At 64.0% G+C, this 18096-nt stretch carries 15 protein-coding genes; 8 read left to right on the top strand and 7 right to left on the bottom strand.

Annotated elements, in window-relative coordinates; genetic code table 11:
• Positions 1–6 precede the first annotated feature (6 nt).
• The 3 genes from ACIQH5_RS12860 to ACIQH5_RS12850 are packed head-to-tail and all read left to right on the top strand — an operon-like array spanning position 7 to position 2637.
• The gene (locus ACIQH5_RS12860; RefSeq protein WP_400403775.1) at positions 7–924 is read left to right on the top strand and encodes a dihydrodipicolinate synthase family protein; all 918 of its coding nucleotides are present in this window, start codon (positions 7–9) and stop codon (positions 922–924) included.
• Between the two features lie 18 nt (positions 925–942).
• Complete coding sequence (locus ACIQH5_RS12855) at positions 943–1929, top strand: ROK family protein (RefSeq protein ID WP_400404000.1); 987 nt, start codon at positions 943–945, stop codon at positions 1927–1929.
• 21 nt (positions 1930–1950) lie between these two features.
• Complete coding sequence (locus ACIQH5_RS12850) at positions 1951–2637, top strand: N-acetylmannosamine-6-phosphate 2-epimerase (protein ID WP_400403772.1); 687 nt, start codon at positions 1951–1953, stop codon at positions 2635–2637.
• A 67-nt stretch (positions 2638–2704) separates the two neighbouring features.
• On the opposite strand, the gene ACIQH5_RS12845 is transcribed toward ACIQH5_RS12850, so the two are convergent.
• Positions 2705–3526 (bottom strand): sulfurtransferase, encoded by an 822-nt coding sequence (locus tag ACIQH5_RS12845; RefSeq protein WP_400403769.1) that lies wholly within the window; start codon positions 3524–3526, stop codon positions 2705–2707.
• A gap of 156 nt (positions 3527–3682) precedes the next feature.
• Between ACIQH5_RS12845 and ACIQH5_RS12840 the strand changes: the two genes are divergently transcribed.
• The 5 genes from ACIQH5_RS12840 (at position 3683) to ACIQH5_RS12820 (ending at position 9453) form a co-directional block, all read left to right on the top strand.
• Positions 3683–5140 carry a dihydrolipoyl dehydrogenase family protein gene (locus ACIQH5_RS12840; protein ID WP_400403767.1) on the top strand — a complete coding sequence of 486 codons (1458 nt, stop codon included), beginning with the start codon at positions 3683–3685 and terminating at the stop codon, positions 5138–5140.
• Between the two features lie 72 nt (positions 5141–5212).
• Positions 5213–5989 (top strand): ABC transporter ATP-binding protein, encoded by a 777-nt coding sequence (locus ACIQH5_RS12835; RefSeq protein ID WP_400403764.1) that lies wholly within the window; start codon positions 5213–5215, stop codon positions 5987–5989.
• A complete protein-coding gene (locus ACIQH5_RS12830; RefSeq protein ID WP_400403761.1) occupies positions 5986–8022 on the top strand; it encodes a YhgE/Pip family protein in 2037 nt (678 codons plus the stop codon). Before ACIQH5_RS12835 ends, ACIQH5_RS12830 begins: the two co-directional genes overlap by 4 nt.
• Positions 8019–8663 (top strand): TetR/AcrR family transcriptional regulator, encoded by a 645-nt coding sequence (locus ACIQH5_RS12825; RefSeq protein ID WP_400403759.1) that lies wholly within the window; start codon positions 8019–8021, stop codon positions 8661–8663. Before ACIQH5_RS12830 ends, ACIQH5_RS12825 begins: the two co-directional genes overlap by 4 nt.
• Before the next feature lie 139 nt (positions 8664–8802).
• Positions 8803–9453: a hypothetical protein gene (locus ACIQH5_RS12820; protein WP_400403756.1), complete on the top strand. Its 651-nt coding sequence runs from the start codon at positions 8803–8805 to the stop codon at positions 9451–9453.
• Between the two features lie 240 nt (positions 9454–9693).
• Here the strand turns inward: ACIQH5_RS12820 and ACIQH5_RS12815 are convergent, their stop codons facing one another.
• The 6 genes from ACIQH5_RS12815 to ACIQH5_RS12790 form a co-directional block, all read right to left on the bottom strand.
• Positions 9694–11112, bottom strand: a complete 1419-nt coding sequence (locus ACIQH5_RS12815) for an NAD(P)/FAD-dependent oxidoreductase (protein ID WP_400403753.1) — start codon at positions 11110–11112, stop codon at positions 9694–9696.
• Between the two features lie 72 nt (positions 11113–11184).
• The gene (locus tag ACIQH5_RS12810; protein WP_400403750.1) at positions 11185–12801 is read right to left on the bottom strand and encodes a dipeptide ABC transporter ATP-binding protein; all 1617 of its coding nucleotides are present in this window, start codon (positions 12799–12801) and stop codon (positions 11185–11187) included.
• Positions 12798–13655, bottom strand: coding sequence for an ABC transporter permease (locus ACIQH5_RS12805; protein ID WP_400403748.1), 858 nt, complete (start codon positions 13653–13655; stop codon positions 12798–12800). The genes ACIQH5_RS12810 and ACIQH5_RS12805 overlap by 4 nt, the downstream gene beginning before the upstream one ends.
• A complete protein-coding gene (locus tag ACIQH5_RS12800) occupies positions 13652–14674 on the bottom strand; it encodes an ABC transporter permease (protein ID WP_400403745.1) in 1023 nt (340 codons plus the stop codon). Before ACIQH5_RS12800 ends, ACIQH5_RS12805 begins: the two co-directional genes overlap by 4 nt.
• A 1-nt stretch (position 14675) precedes the next feature.
• Complete coding sequence (locus tag ACIQH5_RS12795; RefSeq protein WP_400403742.1) at positions 14676–16373, bottom strand: ABC transporter substrate-binding protein; 1698 nt, start codon at positions 16371–16373, stop codon at positions 14676–14678.
• Entirely contained in the window at positions 16370–18067 is a 1698-nt protein-coding gene (locus tag ACIQH5_RS12790; RefSeq protein WP_400403740.1) for an amidohydrolase, read from the bottom strand. Before ACIQH5_RS12790 ends, ACIQH5_RS12795 begins: the two co-directional genes overlap by 4 nt.
• Positions 18068–18096 lie beyond the last annotated feature (29 nt).

The following is an 18096-nucleotide window of genomic DNA, read 5'->3' as shown; positions in this document are numbered from 1 at the left end:
AATTCTGTGTCCACTCAGTTCCAGGGCGTCATCCCGCCGGTCATCACCCCCCGCCACGCAGACGGCAGCATCGACACCGCGTCGCTGAAAAACGTCACCAAGCACCTGATCGACGGCGGTGTGTCCGGCCTTTTCGTCCTGGGCTCCTCCGGCGAAGTCCCCTACCTCACCAACGATGAGCGTGAACTGGTGGTCTCCACCATCGCCGACGCCAATGCAGGCGCAGTCCCGCTGATCGTCGGCGCCAACGAGCAGACCACCACCCGCGTCATCGAAGAAGCGCGCAAAGTGGTGGACCTCGGAGCCGACGCGATCGTGGTCACCTCCATGTATTACGCCATCGGCAACGCCGCGGAGACCGAAACGCACTTCCGCAGCATCCACGCCGCCATCGAGAAGCCGATCTTCGCCTACGACGTTCCGGTCCGCACGCACTTCAAACTGCCTACCGATTTGTTGGTCCGCCTCGGCCGCGACGGTGTCATTGCCGGCGTCAAGGACTCCTCCGGCGACGACGTTTCCTTCCGCCAGCTGCTCCTCGCTGCCAAGGACATCCCCAACTTCGACATCTTCACCGGTCACGAAGTTGTGGTGGACGGCGCCCTCCTGGGCGGCGCGCAGGGCGTTGTGCCAGGCCTCGGCAACGTCGATCCGGCCGGCTACCGCCGCCTGTTCGACGCCGCGCAGGCCGGCGACTGGGCTCTTGTGGCAAGGGAGCAGGACCGCCTGGCCGACGTCTTCGAGATCGTTTACACCCCCAACGGCCGCGTCTCCGGCGGTGCGGCAGGCCTGGGTGCGTTCAAGACCGCGCTGCAGGTGATGGGCGTCATCGAGTCCAACACCATGAGCCAGCCCATGCTGTCCCTGAACGATTCCGAGACTGCCGCGATTCGCGAAATTCTGGAGCGGAACGGGCTGGTCTAGGTTTCCATGACCGCTTCCTTGACCCACGTGATCGGCGTTGACCTCGGCGGCACCAAAACCGCCGCCGGGGTTGTTGCCCACTCTGGTGAAGTGCTCATGTCGGAGACCATTCCGACGTTGAACCGGGCCGGTGGCGAAGCGATCCTCGACGCCACCGCTGCGCTGATCACGGGCTTGGTGGAGCGCGCTGCCGACGCCGGAATGTCAGTTTCCGGCGTCGGCATCGGCTCCGCCGGGGTCATTGATGCTGTTGCCGGGACCGTCGTCTCTGCGACCGACGCGATTCATGGCTGGGCCGGGACTTCGCTGGTTGCTGGGCTGTCTGCCCGACTTTCGCTCGCTGCCCCGTCCGTGCAGACCGTGCGCGCCGTCAATGATGTTCACGCCCACGCCCTCGGCGAGGCGTGGCTCGGCGCGGCCGCCGGATCCTCAAGTTCGCTCATGGTGGCATTCGGAACCGGCGTGGGCGGGAGCTTCGTGCTGGACGGTTCGCCTGTTCTGGGGCACCGCTTCGTGGGTGGTCACGTAGGGCACTTCGCTTCGCCTTACGCCTACTCCGACGGCGTTTCGCTGCCGTGTGTATGCGGTGCATCCGGACACGTCGAGGCGATCGCTTCCGGGCCGGCGATGTATGAGGCGTTTCTGCGCTTCGGCGGTTCTGCCTTGGAGGCGGCGGACACGCGTGGCGTGTTTGCGCTGGCCTCTGCTGCTCACGACGCTGCTCCTGCCGCAGGATCGGCGGACGGCCGCGCCGCTGCTTTGTGTGCAATAGACGTCGGCGCAGCCGCCGCCGGGCAAGCCGTGGGCGGACTCATCAACATTCTTGACCCCGAAACCGTGGTGATTTCCGGTGGTTTGGCCGACGCCGGCGAGCTCTGGTGGAAACCCATGGAGTTCGCCTTGCGTCAGGAACTGCTGACTCCCTTGGCCTCCGTGCCCGTTGTGAGGGCACGCCTCGGCAACACCGCTGCCATTGTTGGCGCGGCAAAACTCGTTCTTAAGTAGTCCGTAAGTAAGGGAGACATCATGATCCTCACCCCCACAGGCCTCGAGGCCCTCCGTTCCCAGCTGATCGTCTCCTGTCAGGCATACCCCGGAGAGCCCATGCGCGATCCCCGGACCACGGGACAAGTGGCGGCTTCGGCGGTCATCGGGGGCGCCGCGGCGATCCGTGTCCAAGGGTTGGCCGACGTGCAGTCCACGCGCACCGCCGTCGAGGTTCCTGTCATTGGCCTCTGGAAGGACGGGCACCACGGTGTCTTCATTACCCCCACGCTGCGGCACGCCCTGGCCGTGGCGAATGCGGGCGCGCATGTTGTGGCGATTGATGGAACACGCCGTGAGCGCCCGGACGGCTTGTCCTTTTCGGAGACTGTTGCCGGTATCCACTCGGAGTCCCATGCGCTGGTCATGGCAGATTGCGGCTCGTTTGAGGATGCCGTTGCTGCTGTGGAAGCGGGGGCAGACCTGATCGGCACCACGTTGTCCGGTTACACCGGCGAGCGCCCTAAGACCGACGGGCCGGACCTGGAGCTGTTGGAACAGATCGCCACCGCTGACCTGGGCAAACCACTCATCGCAGAGGGCCGCATCCACACCCCCGCCCACGCCCGGCAGGCCCTCGACGCCGGCGCATTCGCGGTTGTGGTCGGCACCGCGATCACCCATCCGGCCTCGATTACGGGCTTGTTCAAGGGCGCGATGCACGCCTAGGCCTGCGTTGCGGGGCCTACTCTGCGCCCCAAAACCCCCTACAAGCGCGCAGAGCAGGCCTCACAAGCTAGGTTTTCGTCTCCACTGGCCTGTCCAGTGCATGGCCGTACTGGGACCATCCGCCGACGAACAGCCTGCCGGTGCCCATTCCCAACTGCTCCATCACCAATAGGTTGTGGCACGCGGTCACCCCGGATCCGCAGTAGGCAATGGTCTTCGCGGCGGACAGGACTCCGGCACGCTCGAAGTTCGCGCGTATCTGCGGCTCCGGGAGCAGATGACCCGTGGCGTCGAGGTTCTCACGGCAGGGGACGTTCACGGCACCAGGTATGTGTCCGGGGCGGGGATCGATAGGGTCTTGGCGGCCTTCGAATCGGTCGCGATTCCTCGCGTCCATGGTGAGGAAGGCGTCAGAGGAGGCTTCCGAAATGTCTGCCAGCAGGTCTTCAGGCCAGGCTTTGGCAGTGAAGCTCCCGGTCCGGCGCAGCGGCGTTTCCGTGGTGAGATCCCCAGGATAGTTGCTTATCCCGCCGTCCAGGATCGCCGCATGGTGTCCCGTGGATCGGAGCATCCAGACCAGCCGGGCCGCGATGACTCCCCCAGCGTCGTCATAGTCCACTACGGTGTCCGAATCACTAATACCGGCGTCCCGCATGCCCTGAGCAAAAACTTCAGGATCGGGTAGCGGATTCCTGCCGGATTCGGGTGTTGCGGGCCCGGACAGCCAACGATCCATATCGACAAACACTGCGTCCGGAAGATGTCCGGCGTCGTAGGCGTCTTTACCGGAGGTGCCGTCCAAGTACCAGCGCGTATCCACCAAGACGAACCTCCCGACGTTGCGGGCACACCACTTCCAGTCAACAAAAGGTTTCAGTTCATCTCCCATGTATCGAGCCTAAAGAGAACTTCCATATTTTGAGATGCACATCCCAATATGCGGACAACCGCCTTACGTTGCGGGGCCTGCTTTGCGCCCCAAAACCCCCACGAACCCCGCAGAGCAGGCCTCACAACACTCAGGCAGCGGTTGTAGGCTTGCCCCATGACTGCCGAGAGCCCCCGGGAATTCGATGTAATCGTGATCGGCGCGGGCGCCGTAGGGGAAAACGTGGCGGACCGGGTGGTTCGCGGCGGCCTGACGGCGGTGATCATCGAAAGCGAACTAGTGGGCGGCGAGTGCTCGTACTGGGCATGCATTCCTTCCAAAGCACTCCTCCGTCCGGGGAGCGCGCTCCATGCCGCCCAAGTGGTGCCGGGGGCTATGGAAGCGATCACGGGAACCATAGACGCCGAAGCTGCACTAAAACACCGGGACTGGTTCACCAATAATTGGCAGGACGGCAGCCAGGTTGAATGGCTGGACAGCGCCGGGATTGAGTTGATCCGGGGCCGGGGCCGCATCACGGGACCTCGGGAAGTCCACGTGGACGGGATCGACGGCAACAGTTACGCGCTCAAAGCCCACCATGCCGTGGTGATTGCGACAGGCTCCACTCCCACCATTCCGGACATTGACGGCCTCAGCGACGTCCCTTTCTGGACAACCCGTGGTGCCACGGCCGCCAAGGAAATCCCGAACCGTTTTGTGGTGCTCGGCGGTGGCGTAGCCGGAGTGGAAATGGCGCAGGCCTTCGCCCGCCTCGGCTCGGACGTCACGCTCATTGCCCGCGGCCGTTTGCTGAGCAGCTACCCGGAGGAAGCCGCCAACCTGGTGCTGGCAGGGCTTCGCGCCGACGGCGTTGCTGTCCACCTCCACACTGATGTCCAGAGGGTGGGGAAGAACGACGACGGCTCAGTGACGGTGACGCTCGACGGCACCACACTTGATGCCGACCAGCTCCTGGTGAGCTCCGGAAGGCACCCCGCTTTGGCCAATCTAGGCTTGGAAAATGTGGGCGTGGAAGCGCAGGACGGCAAACCCCTGCGAGTCACCACCGAAGCCAGCGGGCTGGTGGAAGGCCCCGCTAGTGATGGCACCAGCGGATTCTGGCTTTACGCCGCCGGGGATGCGGCCGGCAAGGTACTCCTGACCCATCAGGGCAAATATGAGGCCCGGGCTGCCGGTGACGCAATTGTGGCAAGGGCCAACGGCAAGCTCACTGGCTCCCCGAAGCCGTGGAGCCCCTACGCGCACACGGCCAATGACCACGCCGTCCCCAGCGTGGTGTTCACGGATCCTGAGGTGGCCTCGGTTGGCCCAAGCCTGGAGCAGGCGCTGCTACAGGGCAAGAACGTCACCGGCGTGGAACTCCCCATCAACGTCTCCGGCTCCCAACTGCACTCCCCCGATTACAAGGGCTGGGCGCAGATGGTGGTTGATGAGGATCGGAAAGTCATTCTGGGCGCCACGTTCGTGGGCCCTGGCGTGGCAGAACTCCTCCATTCCGCAACGATCGCGATAGTGGGCGAGGTCCCCCTTGACCGCCTTTGGCATGCAGTTCCGTCGTACCCCACCATCAGCGAAGTGTGGCTGCGGCTTCTGGAAAAGTACGGACTCTAAAACTCCTATTTGAACTGACTGGTCAGTTTAGTTAGACTTTCAGCAGACACCATTTCTGCGAAAGGCTTCATTGTGCTGTCCGTACAGCAACTTCAGATCAACGGCCGCCGGGGCGATCTCCTTCCGGCAACGTCACTTCAAGTCCGCCGCGGCGAACTCCTGCTCGTCGCTGGAGAGGGCCAGGACCAACGGACAGCTTTGGCGTTGGCTTTGAGCGGCCGCATGAAGCCCAGCAACGGCGTCCTCAGCTGGGACACCACCACCAAAACCAAGAAGATCCGCCTTGCCAGCGCCTTGGTGGACTCTCCCGGCGTCAACGAACCCGAGCAGCACCTCAGCGTCCGCGACCTCGTCACCGAGGACCTCTCCCTCATCCCCCGCCGTTTCCGCGGCGCACTGCTGAGCAAACCGTGGCTGAAGGTCAACAGCTTTGAAGACATCGCTGGTCTCTGGATAGAACAAATTCCCGCCGCCCGGCGCTTGGAACTCCTCACCGCGCTGGCCCTGGCAGATCCGGCCACGGACCTCCTCGTGGTGGACTCCCCGGACCGCCACAGCGCCGATCCCTCGGCCTGGTTGCCCCGGCTTCAGGCATTGGCGTCCGACGCCGGGCGTCCGCTTGCCGTCGTCGCCGTCGTAGGTGCCCTCCCGGACAACTGGACCGGAGCCGCTGCGGTGATCGGAAACTCCGTGACGCATCCTCCTGAACCGGAAGCTGAAGCCGCGCCGGCCGAGCCCGAAACCGAACCCGCAACCGAGCCCAAAGCCAAGCATGCCGCCCAACCGGCGTCTGAAACTACATCGGCTGCCCACGCTGAATCCGAAAACCTTCAAAGGACTGCAAAGTGACTGTTCTGCGGCTGGCCCGCTCCGAACTCAAGCGCATGACCGGCGGGCTCCTGCCCAAGCTGACCATCCTCGCCCTGACCATGGTTCCGTTGCTCTACGGCGCGGTGTACCTTTACGCGAACTGGGATCCGTACGGCAACCTGAACCAGATCGACGCCGCCTTGGTGGTTGAAGACACGGGTGCCACCTCAAAAGACGGCACGGAACTGCAGGCCGGCAAGAAGGTGGCAGACAGCCTGGTGGACGGTCACGTCTTCAACTGGAAGCAGGTCTCCAGCGCTGAGGATGCGGATGCCGGTGTCCGCACGGGTGAGTACGCTTTCGCGCTTCGCATCCCCAAGGATTTCTCGGCCAACCTGGTCTCCCCCGGCAGTTTCGACGCCGCCAACCAGGCCATGCTGCACGTCACCACCAACGACGCCAACAACTATCTCCTGAGCACCATCGTGGACAAGCTCACCACGGCTGTGCACTCCACTGTCGCCAAGGAAGTGGGCGAGGAAACGGCCAACCAGCTCCTCACCGGTTTTGGGACCATCCATGCGTCCATCGTGAAAGCCGCCGATGGTGCCTCCGAGTTGGCCACGGGTGTGGGGAAACTCAGTGATGGCGCCGCGACGCTGCACACCGGCACCACCCAGCTGGTCACCGGCGCGGACCAACTCGTGGCCGGGCAAACCCAATTGCGCGATGGTGCTGTGCAGTTGAACGCCGGCGCGGGCCAGTTGAGCTCCGGCCTGAACGAACTCAGGAACAAGACGGCCACCCTGCCCGCGGACTCCCAAAAGCTCGCTGATGGCGCCGCCCAAGTAGCCGCCGGGAACGCCGAGCTGAACACGAAAGTCCAGGACGTCGTCGGACAGCTCGAAGCGGCAGACAAGGGCCTCCGTACCCGTGTGCTCGACTCGAACGCGCGACTGGTCACTGCCGGTGTGCTGACGCAGGAGCAGGCCGACAAGGTTCTGGCAGACTTCGATGCTGCCGCAGCGTCGAGCCCCGTCACCGATGCGAAGGCAAAAATTTCCGGTGACGCTGCCAAAATCCAGCAGCTCTCCGACGGTTCAGCCGCTGTGAGCGCCGGAGCCTCCAAGCTGGCCGCCGCCACACCAGCGCTGACCGAGGCCATCTCGAAGGCCGCAGACGGGGCCGGGCAGCTCAACGCGGGCGCATCAACGTTGGCCGCCGGGCAGCAGACCGCCTTGGACGGCGCAGCGAAACTCGACGACGGCGCCCACCAATTGGACGACGGTGCAGGCCAGCTCGCCAGCGGCGCAGTGACCGCATCCGATGGTTCACATACCCTGGCCACCGAGCTCGCCAAAGGCGCCGGAGACATCCCCAACCCGAACGATGAGCAGAAAAACAGTGTGTCCAAGGTGATCGCGGATCCGGTGGCCGTGGACAACGTGTCCCAAGCCAAGGCTGGTTCCTATGGCGCCGGGCTGGCACCGTTCTTCCTCACACTGGCCCTCTGGATCGGCGTGTTCATGCTGGTCCAGGCCATGCGACCCATCACCCAGCGGGCCTTGGCGTCGAACGCCCCCGCCTGGAAGATCGCCGTCGGAGGCTGGCTGCCGTTCTTCGTGGTCTCGGTCCTGCAGGCCACCATCCTCACCCTGGTGGTGAACCTTGGCTTGGGCTTGAACCCCGCGCATCCCATCGGAATGTGGCTGTTTATGTTGGCCGCGGTGATGGCATTCAGCGCGATCATCCAAGGCATCGTGGCGCTGATGGGGACGCCCGGCAAGTTTGTGGTGCTGATCCTGTTGGTCCTCCAGCTCGTTTCCTCGGGCGGTACGTTCCCGTGGCAGACCACGCCCATGCCGCTGCACGTGGTGCACGAGGTCCTGCCCATGGGATACGTGGTGACCGGCATGCGTCACCTGATCTACGGCGGTGAGCTCAGCATGATCTGGCCCACGGTCCTAGGCCTGCTTGGATACACTTTGCTGGGAATGGCGCTGTCCACGCTCGCCGTCCGCAAACACAAGGTGTGGACCCTCAAGACCCTGAAGCCGGAGATCGCAGTATGAGCACCACCGAGCCGGTCCCTTCCGCAACCGACGCCGGCCTGTCGGAGAAGAAGCTCCGCCCGGGCCGCACCAACGCCACCAAGCAGCGCCTGTTCGAGGCTTCCATGGAGTTGATCGGCGAGCGCGGCGCTGCGGGGGTGACCGTGGATGAAATTGCGGCCGCCGCCGGGGTGTCCAAGGGAACTGTCTACTACAACTTCGGCAGCAAATCCGATCTGATCGCGCAGTTGCTGCGGCATGGCGTGGACATCATGCTGGCCAGGCTGCAGGATGTCCGCGGACAGAGCACCGACCCCCTGGAATCCATGAACAACATGGTGGGGCAGGCCATGGAGTTCATGGACGATTACCCCTCCTTCGCCCGCCTCTGGGTGAGCGAAAACTGGCGGACGCCCGGTGAGTGGAGTGCCGTATTTGCCGAGCTTCGGGCTGAGCTCCTGGCCGTGATCGGCTCGGCCGTCGAGAGCGTCGCGGCGGGTTACAAGGTTGATGAATCGATTGCCCGCGGTTCTTTGGAGGCGGCGATCTTCGGAGCCATCTTCGTGGTGGGCCTGGACCGGCAAACGTACAACCCCGAGCGCACGCGCGAGCAAAGCGTCGCAGCCGTGATGACCATCATGCACGGGTACGTCATCAAGTAAGCCTTCCCGTTGCGGGGCCTGCTCTGCGCGCTATTTTTGGCTATTGAGGCGCAAACCGGGCCCCGCAACGGTATCCAACTGCAATGTACGACGGCGTGGCGTGGCCACTTGGTCGGCGATGATTAACCTCATGCGTCACATGGGGAACAGTGGGAAGCTTGCGGTAGTGGCCGCCTTCGTATCGCTGGGGCTGCTGGTGCTGGCCGCCGTGGTCCTCGAGGAACTGGTCCTGTACTTGTTCCTTGGCGCTGTTCTGGTCTGCTATTTGGCCTCCCTCGTACAGATCTTCAACCGGCGGCGTTACCTCGTGGTACTTCTGGGTGCAGCCGGAACCAGCCTGTTCATCGGATGCAGCATCGCGTTCCTGCGGATGTGGGGCATCGCGTTCAGCCAGGACGCCAACGCCTTGGGCAGTACTCCGCTGGGCAGCGCTGCCAGCACCCGGGATTCAGACATCTACTTCTACTTGGCCGTGATGGCGGGTGTGGGCACGCTGGCCGTGATGTTCCTCGGCGCGGTGGTGCCGTCGTTCGGTTCACGGGCTGTGGCCCCTGCCCGGAAGCCCGCGAGCCCGGCCAAACGAGCCCCGGCCTCACGCAAACCTGTTTCCCGTACAGCTGCACCGGCCAAACGTCCTGCTGCACCTCCGCGTGCCTCGACCGCAGCCAAGGCAAGCGGTGCAGCGAAGACCACCCCCGTGAAGCGTCCCGCACCCCGTACGCCAGCAGCGCCAGCCAAGCGTCCGACGTCGAGCGGTTCTTCTCAACGCAAGCCGGCCCCGAAGCGCTAGAGCCCCTTGCGTTGCGAGGCCCGCTCTACGCAATTCCCCAAGATCCAAACACGCACAACAGGCCCCACAACAAAACCCCCTTGCGTTGCGAGGCCCGCTCTGCGCCCCAACACGGGATCCAAACACGCACAACAGGCCCCACAACAAAACCCCCTTGCGTTGCGAGGCCTACTCTGCGCCCTTCCCCAAGACCGAAACACGCACAACAGGCCCCACAACGGGGTAAGGGGCGGGGCGGGGTCAGGAGTCGAAGCCCAGTCCCACGGCGTCGAGGGCTTTGAGGATGAGGTTCCGCTTCCCTTGGTTGTGATCTGCCCGGTCCATGGACCACCGCGTCAGGTTGATGCCCAGGGAGGCCAGCGGCTCAGGCGGGAACGGCAGGGGACGTTTCCGGACCATTTCCAGCCGGGTGCGCTCGGTGTCCAAGCCACCCAAGAGGTCCAGGAGGACGTCGGCGGCGAAGGCGGTGGCGCCCACTCCGAGGCCCGTGAAACCTGCCGCAAACGCTACCCGTCCCTTCCGCGCCGTTCCGAAGAAGGCACAGAATTGCGTGCTCGAATCGATGGGTCCGGCCCACTTATGGGTGAACTTCAGCCCTTCGAGCTGCGGGAATGTGGTGAAGAAGTGCGAGGCGATCTTCTCCCATGTCGCCGGCTGGTGCTCGTGCTTTTGGTCCACGCGGCGCCCCCAGAAGTAGAGGGCGTCGTAGCCTCCGAACAGGATCCGATGGTCCTTGGTGATCCGGTAATAGTGGAACTGGTTGGCTACGTCCCCAATGCCCTGCCTTTTGCCCCAGCCGATGGAGTCCAACTGCTCTGCGGTGAGGGGCTCGGTCATGAGCGCGTAGTCGTACACCGGCACCGTCATGAGCTGGTTCCGCTTCAGAAGTGAAGGAAACACGTTGGTACCGAGGACTACGTGCGCCGCTTCCACGGCGCCGCGCTCCGTGACCACGGTGACGCCGTGCTCGTGATCCTTCAGCTCCCGCACACGGGTGCCCTCATGGATCACCACGCCGAGCTCATGAGCCACCCGCGCCAATTCGAGTCCCAGTTTGTACGGGTGGACCATGGCCACAGAGTCCTTGTGCCAGCGGCCCGCCAGATAGGTAGGCGAATTAACCTCCGCCCGAACGGCTTCCTGGTCCAGGAAAACGCTGCCCGGGGTGTCGTCCTCCTGGAGCCACGCCACTTGGTGCGGTTCCACTGCGACGTTGAGCTCACCTGTGCGTTCCCATTCGCAGTCCATGCCGTACTTCTCCACGGCTTCCTGCATGCGGTCCAAGTTTTCCATGCCCAGCCGGTCCAGCACTTCCAGCTCGTCCGGCCAACGGTTCTTGCCGTTCTCGTGGCCGTGGGTGAGGCTCGCCTCGCAGAAGCCGCCGTTGCGGCCCGACGCTGCCCATGCCACCCGCTCCCCTTCCAGCAGGATCACGGTCCGGCCAGGCTCGCGTTCCTTGGCGCGCAGCGCTGTCCACAAGCCGGTGTAGCCGCCGCCGACGATCACCAGATCGGCGGCAGCATCGCCGTCGAGCTGTGGGTAGCGGGTTGCTGAGTCCTTGAGGTGGTCGATCCAGAACGGCCGGTGGGCCGCACCTTCCAAGGCGCGGGCCACCACGGTGGCTTGGGGGACATTCCGTTCGAAAACGGTGGTATTCACGGGAAATTCTCCTGCTTCTAGGCGCACTGATGGGGCGCCGGGACTGTTGTTGGTGGCCAAGGCCGTTACTGCTTAGGCGGTGACCGGTTCGGCGTCCCACAAGGGCCGGGGACGCGAGGCGATGAGGTTCCTCGTGTAGTCGTCTCCGGGGTCCTCAAGGATTCGGGCAGTGGGCCCTTGCTCCACGATCCGTCCCTGATGCATCACCAGTACTTCCGAGCACAAGCGCGAGACCACAGCCAGGTCATGGGTGACGAACAGGATGGTCAGTCCCAGCTGGTCCCGCAGTTCTTCCACGAGCTCCAGCACCTGGGCCTGAACGGAGACGTCCAAGGCACTGGTGGCTTCGTCCAGAACCAGGAGTCGTGGGCGGGCAGCGAGCGCCTTTGCCAACGCAACGCGTTGCCGCTGCCCACCCGAGAGTGCTCGGGGCAGGGCATCGAAGCGTTCCGGCCCGATTCCCACCCGGCCCAGCAGGTTGCGGGCACTGTCCTTGGCTTCCTTGCGCCCCTGTTTCTGATGCAGGCGGAAGACGTCAGCCACGGCGTTACCTACCGGGATGCGCGGGTCCAAGGACAGGTAGGGATCCTGGAACACTATCTGGACGTCCCTAGCCAGGGCTTTCCGTTCGGAGGCTTTCAGTGGGCGGTGCGGACGGGGGATGTCCCGCAGGGTAAGTTCACCGGATGTGGGGGTTTCCAAGGCCACCACCAGCCGCGCGAGGGTGGACTTTCCGGAACCAGACTCACCCACGATGCCCAGGGATCCGCCCTCCGGAAGGCTGAATTCGGCCCCATCCAGGGCGGCGACAGTCCCGCCGCGGGGAAGCTGGTACGTCTTGGATAGCCCGGAGACCTTCAGCAGAGGGGCTGGGTCCAGCCCGGACACCTCCGCCACAGAAGAGCCAGCGCCGGTCTCAATGACGGGTGTCGCCTCCACCAACTGCCGTGTGTAGTCCTGCTCAGGGGTCAGGAAGACAGTCCGGGTTGGTCCGTGTTCCACCACTTCGCCTCGGCGAAGCACGTAGACGCGTTCGCACAAGCTGGCGGCGAGGTTGAGGTCGTGGGTGATGAAGAGCATGCCCATCCCCCGCGATTGTTGTTCTTCACGCAAGAGCTTCACGATCCCCGCCTGGGTAGTGACGTCCAGGGCGGTGGTGGGCTCGTCACACAGCAACAGATCCGGTGAGTTCAGGAGTGCCACGGCGATCATGACGCGTTGGAGCATCCCGCCGGAGAGCTGGTGGGGGTGCTGATCTATTAGCCCACCCGCCCGCCGAAGACCCACCTGCTCCAGTTGTGCCACGGCCCGTTCAGTGGCCTCGGCCCGGGACAACCCATCAAGCCTCACTAGGGTTTCCGTCAGGAAATCCCCTACGGTCCGGACGGGATTGATCCCGGCTCTGGGGTCCTGGAAGATCATGGACGCGTGTTTCCGGCGCAGTTCCATGAGGCGATGTTTGCTGGCCGTCAGAGTATCCAGGCCCTGAACAGATACCAGGCCGGAGGACTCCGAACCGCCGGGAAGCAACCCCAGCGCGGCACGAGTGGTCAGCGACTTACCTGAGCCGGACTCCCCCACCAAGGCGACAGCTTCGCCGTCGTTCACGTGCAGGGAGACACTTTCCAGCAGCGGCGGGCGGCCCGGAAAGCCGAGCGTAAAGTTTTCGATCTGCAAGAGCTGGCTCATGAAAGTTTTCCTCCGATGCGGTCTGAGAGTTCCTCGCCGATGACGTTGACGGCAACCACCACCAGGACCACCACCAACGCGGGCCAGAAGGCGGGGAGGATATAGCCACCCAGCAGGGCGCCACGGGATTCCTCGATCATGGCGCCCCAGTCGCTGGTGGGCGGTTGCACGCCGAGCCCGATGAAGGAGAGCGCCGCGAGGTCGGCCAGCACATAGCCGAAGTTCAGTGTTGACTGCGCGCCAACAGTGGGGATCAGGTTCGGGAGAACCCGTCCCAGCACCACCCAAGGCGTCCGGAATCCGAGCACCCGGTACGCCTGGACGTACGGCCTGCCGCGCTCAGCCACCACCAACGACTGCGCCAGCCGGGCAACGTAAGGAACGTACGCGATGGTCATGGCCAGGATGGGCGCAAAGAGCCCCTTACCGAACAAGGCGATGGCAAGCATGGCCATCAGCAGCGCGGGAAAAGCAAAGAGAAGATCGAAAAGACGGCCCAAAACCTTGCCCAGCCAGCCCTCGGACCAGCCAGCCACCAGTCCAAGCAGCAGGCCCAGGACGGTGGATCCGATCACCACGATGGTGGGCCCGAGCAGCGAGGTCCGCCCGCCGTGCATGAGCCGGCTGAGGAGATCACGGCCCAGAGCGTCGGTCCCCAGCAGGTGCTGTCCTCCGGGACCGGCAAGAACGTTGTTGAGGTCCACGTAGTCGGGGTCGTACGGCGCCAGGACCGGGGCGAAAAGTGAAAGAAGTACGACGACGGCGGCAACGGCGAGCGCGCCCCACGCCATGGGTGACAAGAGGCTGCCGTAACGGCGAAGCCCCGCCTGTGGCAGTTGGATGGCTAACGTCATCGGGACTCCGTTCCGGCCGCGATCCGCGGATCAATGAGGGGTTGGACAAGATCCACCACGGTGTTGACCAGGACAAAGGCTGCAACCACCACCATGACGATCGCTTGGACAACACCGAAGTCCAGCCGATCGATGGACTGCACCAGGAGTTGCCCGATGCCGGAGAGGCCAAAGGTCCGCTCGATGATGGCGCTGGAGACCAGAAGTCCGGCCACCAGGACGCCGCTCACGGTCAGGATGGGTCCCATGGCATTGCGCAGGACGTGGCGTGCCACCACGGATCCACGGGTGAGGCCGCGGCTGGTGGCTACCTCAACGTGTTCGCGGAGCAGTTGCTCGTTCATGGAGGAACGGGTCACCCTGGCCACCATGGCGATGTAGGTGATGCCCAAGGCGAGTGCCGGGAGGGTGAGATGCCAGATCCGGTCCCATCCGCCGTCGCCGCTTCCAAAAGAGGGGAACCAGCCCAAGCCCACGGAGAAGAGCGCTACCAAGGCGATGGCTGCCACAAACGGCGGAACGGCACCAGCGGCGGTGAGGGTGATGAGGATGAAGCGGTCACCGAAGCCTTTGTTCAGGCTGGCCACGATGCCGGCAAACAGGCCCAGGACAGTGATGAAAACTGCGGCGAGTGCCACGAGCTGCAGTGTGGTGGGCAGCCGTCCGAGCAAGACGTCCGAGACGTCCTGGCGGTAGGTCAGCGAGCGGCCCCAGTCCCCCTGGAGAATGCCCCCGAGCCAGTTCAGGTACTGTTCCCAGGCCGGTTTATCCAGGCCGAACTGCCGGGTGATCTCTTCGAGTGCCTCAGGCTTGGGGCTGCGTCCCCTCAGTAGGAACCGTGCGGGATCGCCGGGAACCAGGAAGCGTGAGAAGAACACTGCCAATGAGGCAACGAAGAGGGTGGCCACCAAGGACAGAACCTTCTTGGCGATGAAGAGAACGGGACGAACCCTGCCTTTTTCCCGCTTGCCGGTGGGGGCAGCCGGGGCCGGCGCCTGTACGTGATCGGTGGCGGTCATGTCAGCGACCTCCTATCTGGGCTGCCCACGGGAAGTACATGTAGTTGATGGACGGGTCCGCCCCGGTGATGCGCTTGCCCAGCCACATGGACGTGACGGTCTCATAGAGCGGCCCCCACACCACGTCATCGGCGGCCAGCTTGGCGGCCTGGCCAGTCAGCTTGCCCCGGGCGTCCGGGTCCTGCACGGTGTACGCGGTGTTGACCAGATCATCAAATTCCGGGTTGCTCCAGCCGCCATAGTTGCTGAAATCGCCGGTGCGCAGCACGCTGTACATTTCCAGGGGCTCGGTGCTGGAGAGGTACCAGGACGTCACCAGGAGGTCCACGTTCTTGCGGGCCTCGGGGTCGGAGAAGAGGGTGGTGTATTTGTCGTTGGACATGGTCTGGATTTCAGGGTCCAGGCCGATCTCCTTGGCCGCGGATGCAATGGCCCGGGCCGTGATGTCGAATGCTGCGTTCAGTGAGGCGGTGGCGAAGACGAACTTGCTGCCCTCGGCCCCTGCTTCCTTGACGAGCTTCTTCGCTTCTTCCAGGTCATAGGGCGTGGACAGCAACCCGTCGAAAGCCTCGTCCGCAGTCTGGGACTGTACGTCCTTCCACACACTTTTAGTGGTTAACGCGTCCGTTTTCTTCGCATAGCCCTGCTCGGCCGCCTTGATCAAGGCTTCACGATTGATGGCCATCATCAACGCCTTGCGGACCCGGACGTCCTTGAACGTGCCGGCGAGGTTGGTGAAGACCATGCTCTGCACCGACGTATCCTCGCCGAAGTACAGCGACCCGGCGTCTTTGTTGGCCTTCAGGATGTCCATGGCATTGGACGGGATCGCGAAGCCACCGTCTATTTCGCCGGTCTGGAACGCGTTGATCCGGGACGTGGCATCGGGCAGCATCTTGAACGTCACCTGGGCTGATTTGGCTTTGAGTTCCGGGTCCCAGTAGTCCTCGAACCGTTTGATGGTGATGCTCTCCCCGGCCTCCCATTGCTCGAATTTGAAGGGTCCGGTGCAGTTCACGCCGGTGCTTGAGTTACCGTAATCCTTGCCCGCCGTTTCCAGCGTTTTCGCGGACTCCACCACGCCAGTGGCACCCACCAAGGACGCGTTGAACACGTAATCCGGCTTGGTGGTGGTCACTGTGACCTGGAAGTCGCCGGTCTTCTCGATTGACTCCACGTTCTGGTAGGCAGAGGCCCAAAAGGAGCCCACTTCGGGGTCCACGTGGCGGCTCAGGGAGGCCACAACATCGTCTGCGGTCATCTCGCTGCCGTCGTGAAACTTCACGCCCTGCCGGATGGTGTAAACCCACGTCAACGGATCCGGATTCTCCACGCGGGTGGCCAGGCCCGGCGACGTGGAGAGGTCCGCGTTCCAACGGAACAGCGACTCACACACATTGGACAGGACAGTGTTGTCCGGGTAGTCGAAGGCGTACGCGTAATCCAGGGAGAACGGCTCCGCGTACATGGCCCAGTTGAAGTTATCGATCTCTTTGCTTGGGGCCGGAGTGGAGTCGGACATGGTGAACTTGGCTCCGCCCGCGGCGTCCGTCACGCTGGCGGGCCGGACGCCACAGCCGCCCAGAACCAAGCCGGCCACGACGGCGGCGACACCCACCGCGGTGATGCGCGACGGCGTCGTCCGCTGTTTGGAGCGCACGGCACCTTTCGCTGGCAGGGACGCTGCTGGCGGTTTCATGGCATCACCGGCGCGGGCTCGACGTGCTGATCCCGGGCTGTTGCGCGGTCATAGACGCATTCGCCCCCAATCCACGTCTGCGTCACCACCGCACGGTGTAGTTCCTCCGCCGGGAGGTCAAAGACGTTCAGGTCCAGAACCGCAAGGTCTGCGAGTTTTCCCGGTTCCAACGTGCCCGTTTCAGCGTCCAGATGGTTGATCCAGGCGGAGCCATGAGTGTAGGCATCCAGGATCTGTTTGAGGCTGAGCTTTTGTGATTCAGGACCGAGCGGGGGCAGGTCCTCCTCCGGTGCTGCGCGGTTGACTGCGACGTGGATGGCCGCGATGGGGTCCGCCGTGGAGACCGGCCAGTCGCTTCCTGCCACCAAGCGGGCGCCGGCCGTCGCCAGTTCGCCGAAGGGGTAGTGCCTTTCCTCGGCGCCAGGCTCAAGGAACGGCAGGGTCAGGGTGTCCATCTGTTCTTCGTGGCAGGCCCAGAGAGCCTGCATGTTGGCCGCCGCATTCAGTTCGGCAAAACGGGGAACATCCTCGCTGCGGACCATCTGCAGGTGGGCCAGGTGGTGCCGTTGATCGTTTGGCCCGTTGCTGTTCCGCGCTGCCTCGAGCGCGTCCAAGGCGTCAGTCACGGCGCGGTCTCCCAGTGCGTGAAAGTGAACCTGCATGCCGGATGCGTCAATGGCGGTGACGAATTCCTTCAGCTCATCCGGTTCGAAGAACTCGATGCCCCGGTTGTCCGTGTGGTGTCCATGGTGGTCGAGGTAGACGTGGTGCATGGCGGCTGTGTAGTTCTCGGCCACACCATCCACCATGACTTTGACGGTGTTGGCGTTGAGCTGAAGGTGATCGAAAGTGCTGGCGGTCCTATCCCGGCGTTCCACGATCGCGTCCAGCTGGCCCATCCCGGCCGTGCGGTCCCACCACTGACATGCGGTGACCCGGGCTTTGAGGTCTCCTGCTTTGGCCGCGTTCATGTAGACGTCCAAGTGATCGGCGTGTTCACCCTCCGGGATGGGAACCCAAGCGTCCTGCCAGGCAGTAATGCCCTGCGCCAGGAGCAGTTCCTGGGACGCGAGCAGGCCCTGGTACGCCAACTCGTAAGGCACTGCCGGTTTGGCCGCATTGAAGAGGTCCATAGCCCCCTCATGAACTGTGCCCGCCGGCGTCCCGTCCTCTTCGCGTTCCAGCCGTCCGCCCTCCGGGTCAGGCGTTTCCGCGCTGATTCCCGCGGCCGCAAAAGCTGCGGTGTTGGCCCATGCCCCGTGGTGGTCCCGGTTGATGAGGTAAACGGGCCGGTCCGGCACCACGGCGTCCAGCAGGTCACGCGTGGGAGTGCCTCCGGTGAAGAAGTCCATGGACCATCCGGCGCCCAGGATCCAGGGTTCGTCAGGGTTTTCCGCCGCGTAGCGGGCAACACGTGCCACCGCCTCTTCTGCGCTGGTGGTCTCCGTCAGGTCACACTGAAGCAACTCGATCCCGGCGAAGATGGGGTGGATGTGGGCGTCCTGGAAGCCGGGTACCACCAGTTGACCTTGCAGATCCACTCTGCGGGTCTCCGGGGTGACAGTTCCGTTGACGTCCTCGGGTGTTCCGACGGCGATGATCCGGCCTCCGGCTAGTGCCAGGTTTACGCGGAGGGGTCCGGCGTCGTTGCCGGTGTATACCCACCCGTTCTCAAACAAAATCTCTGCGTGCACGGTGGAGTCCTTTCGAGGGAAATTCAACT

The organism is Paenarthrobacter sp. NPDC091711, from assembly GCF_044756605.1.
Classification (GTDB): Bacteria; Actinomycetota; Actinomycetes; order Actinomycetales; family Micrococcaceae; genus Arthrobacter.
The sequence above is the reverse complement of the archived record's forward strand: the minus strand, read 5'-3'. Positions and strand labels throughout refer to the sequence as shown.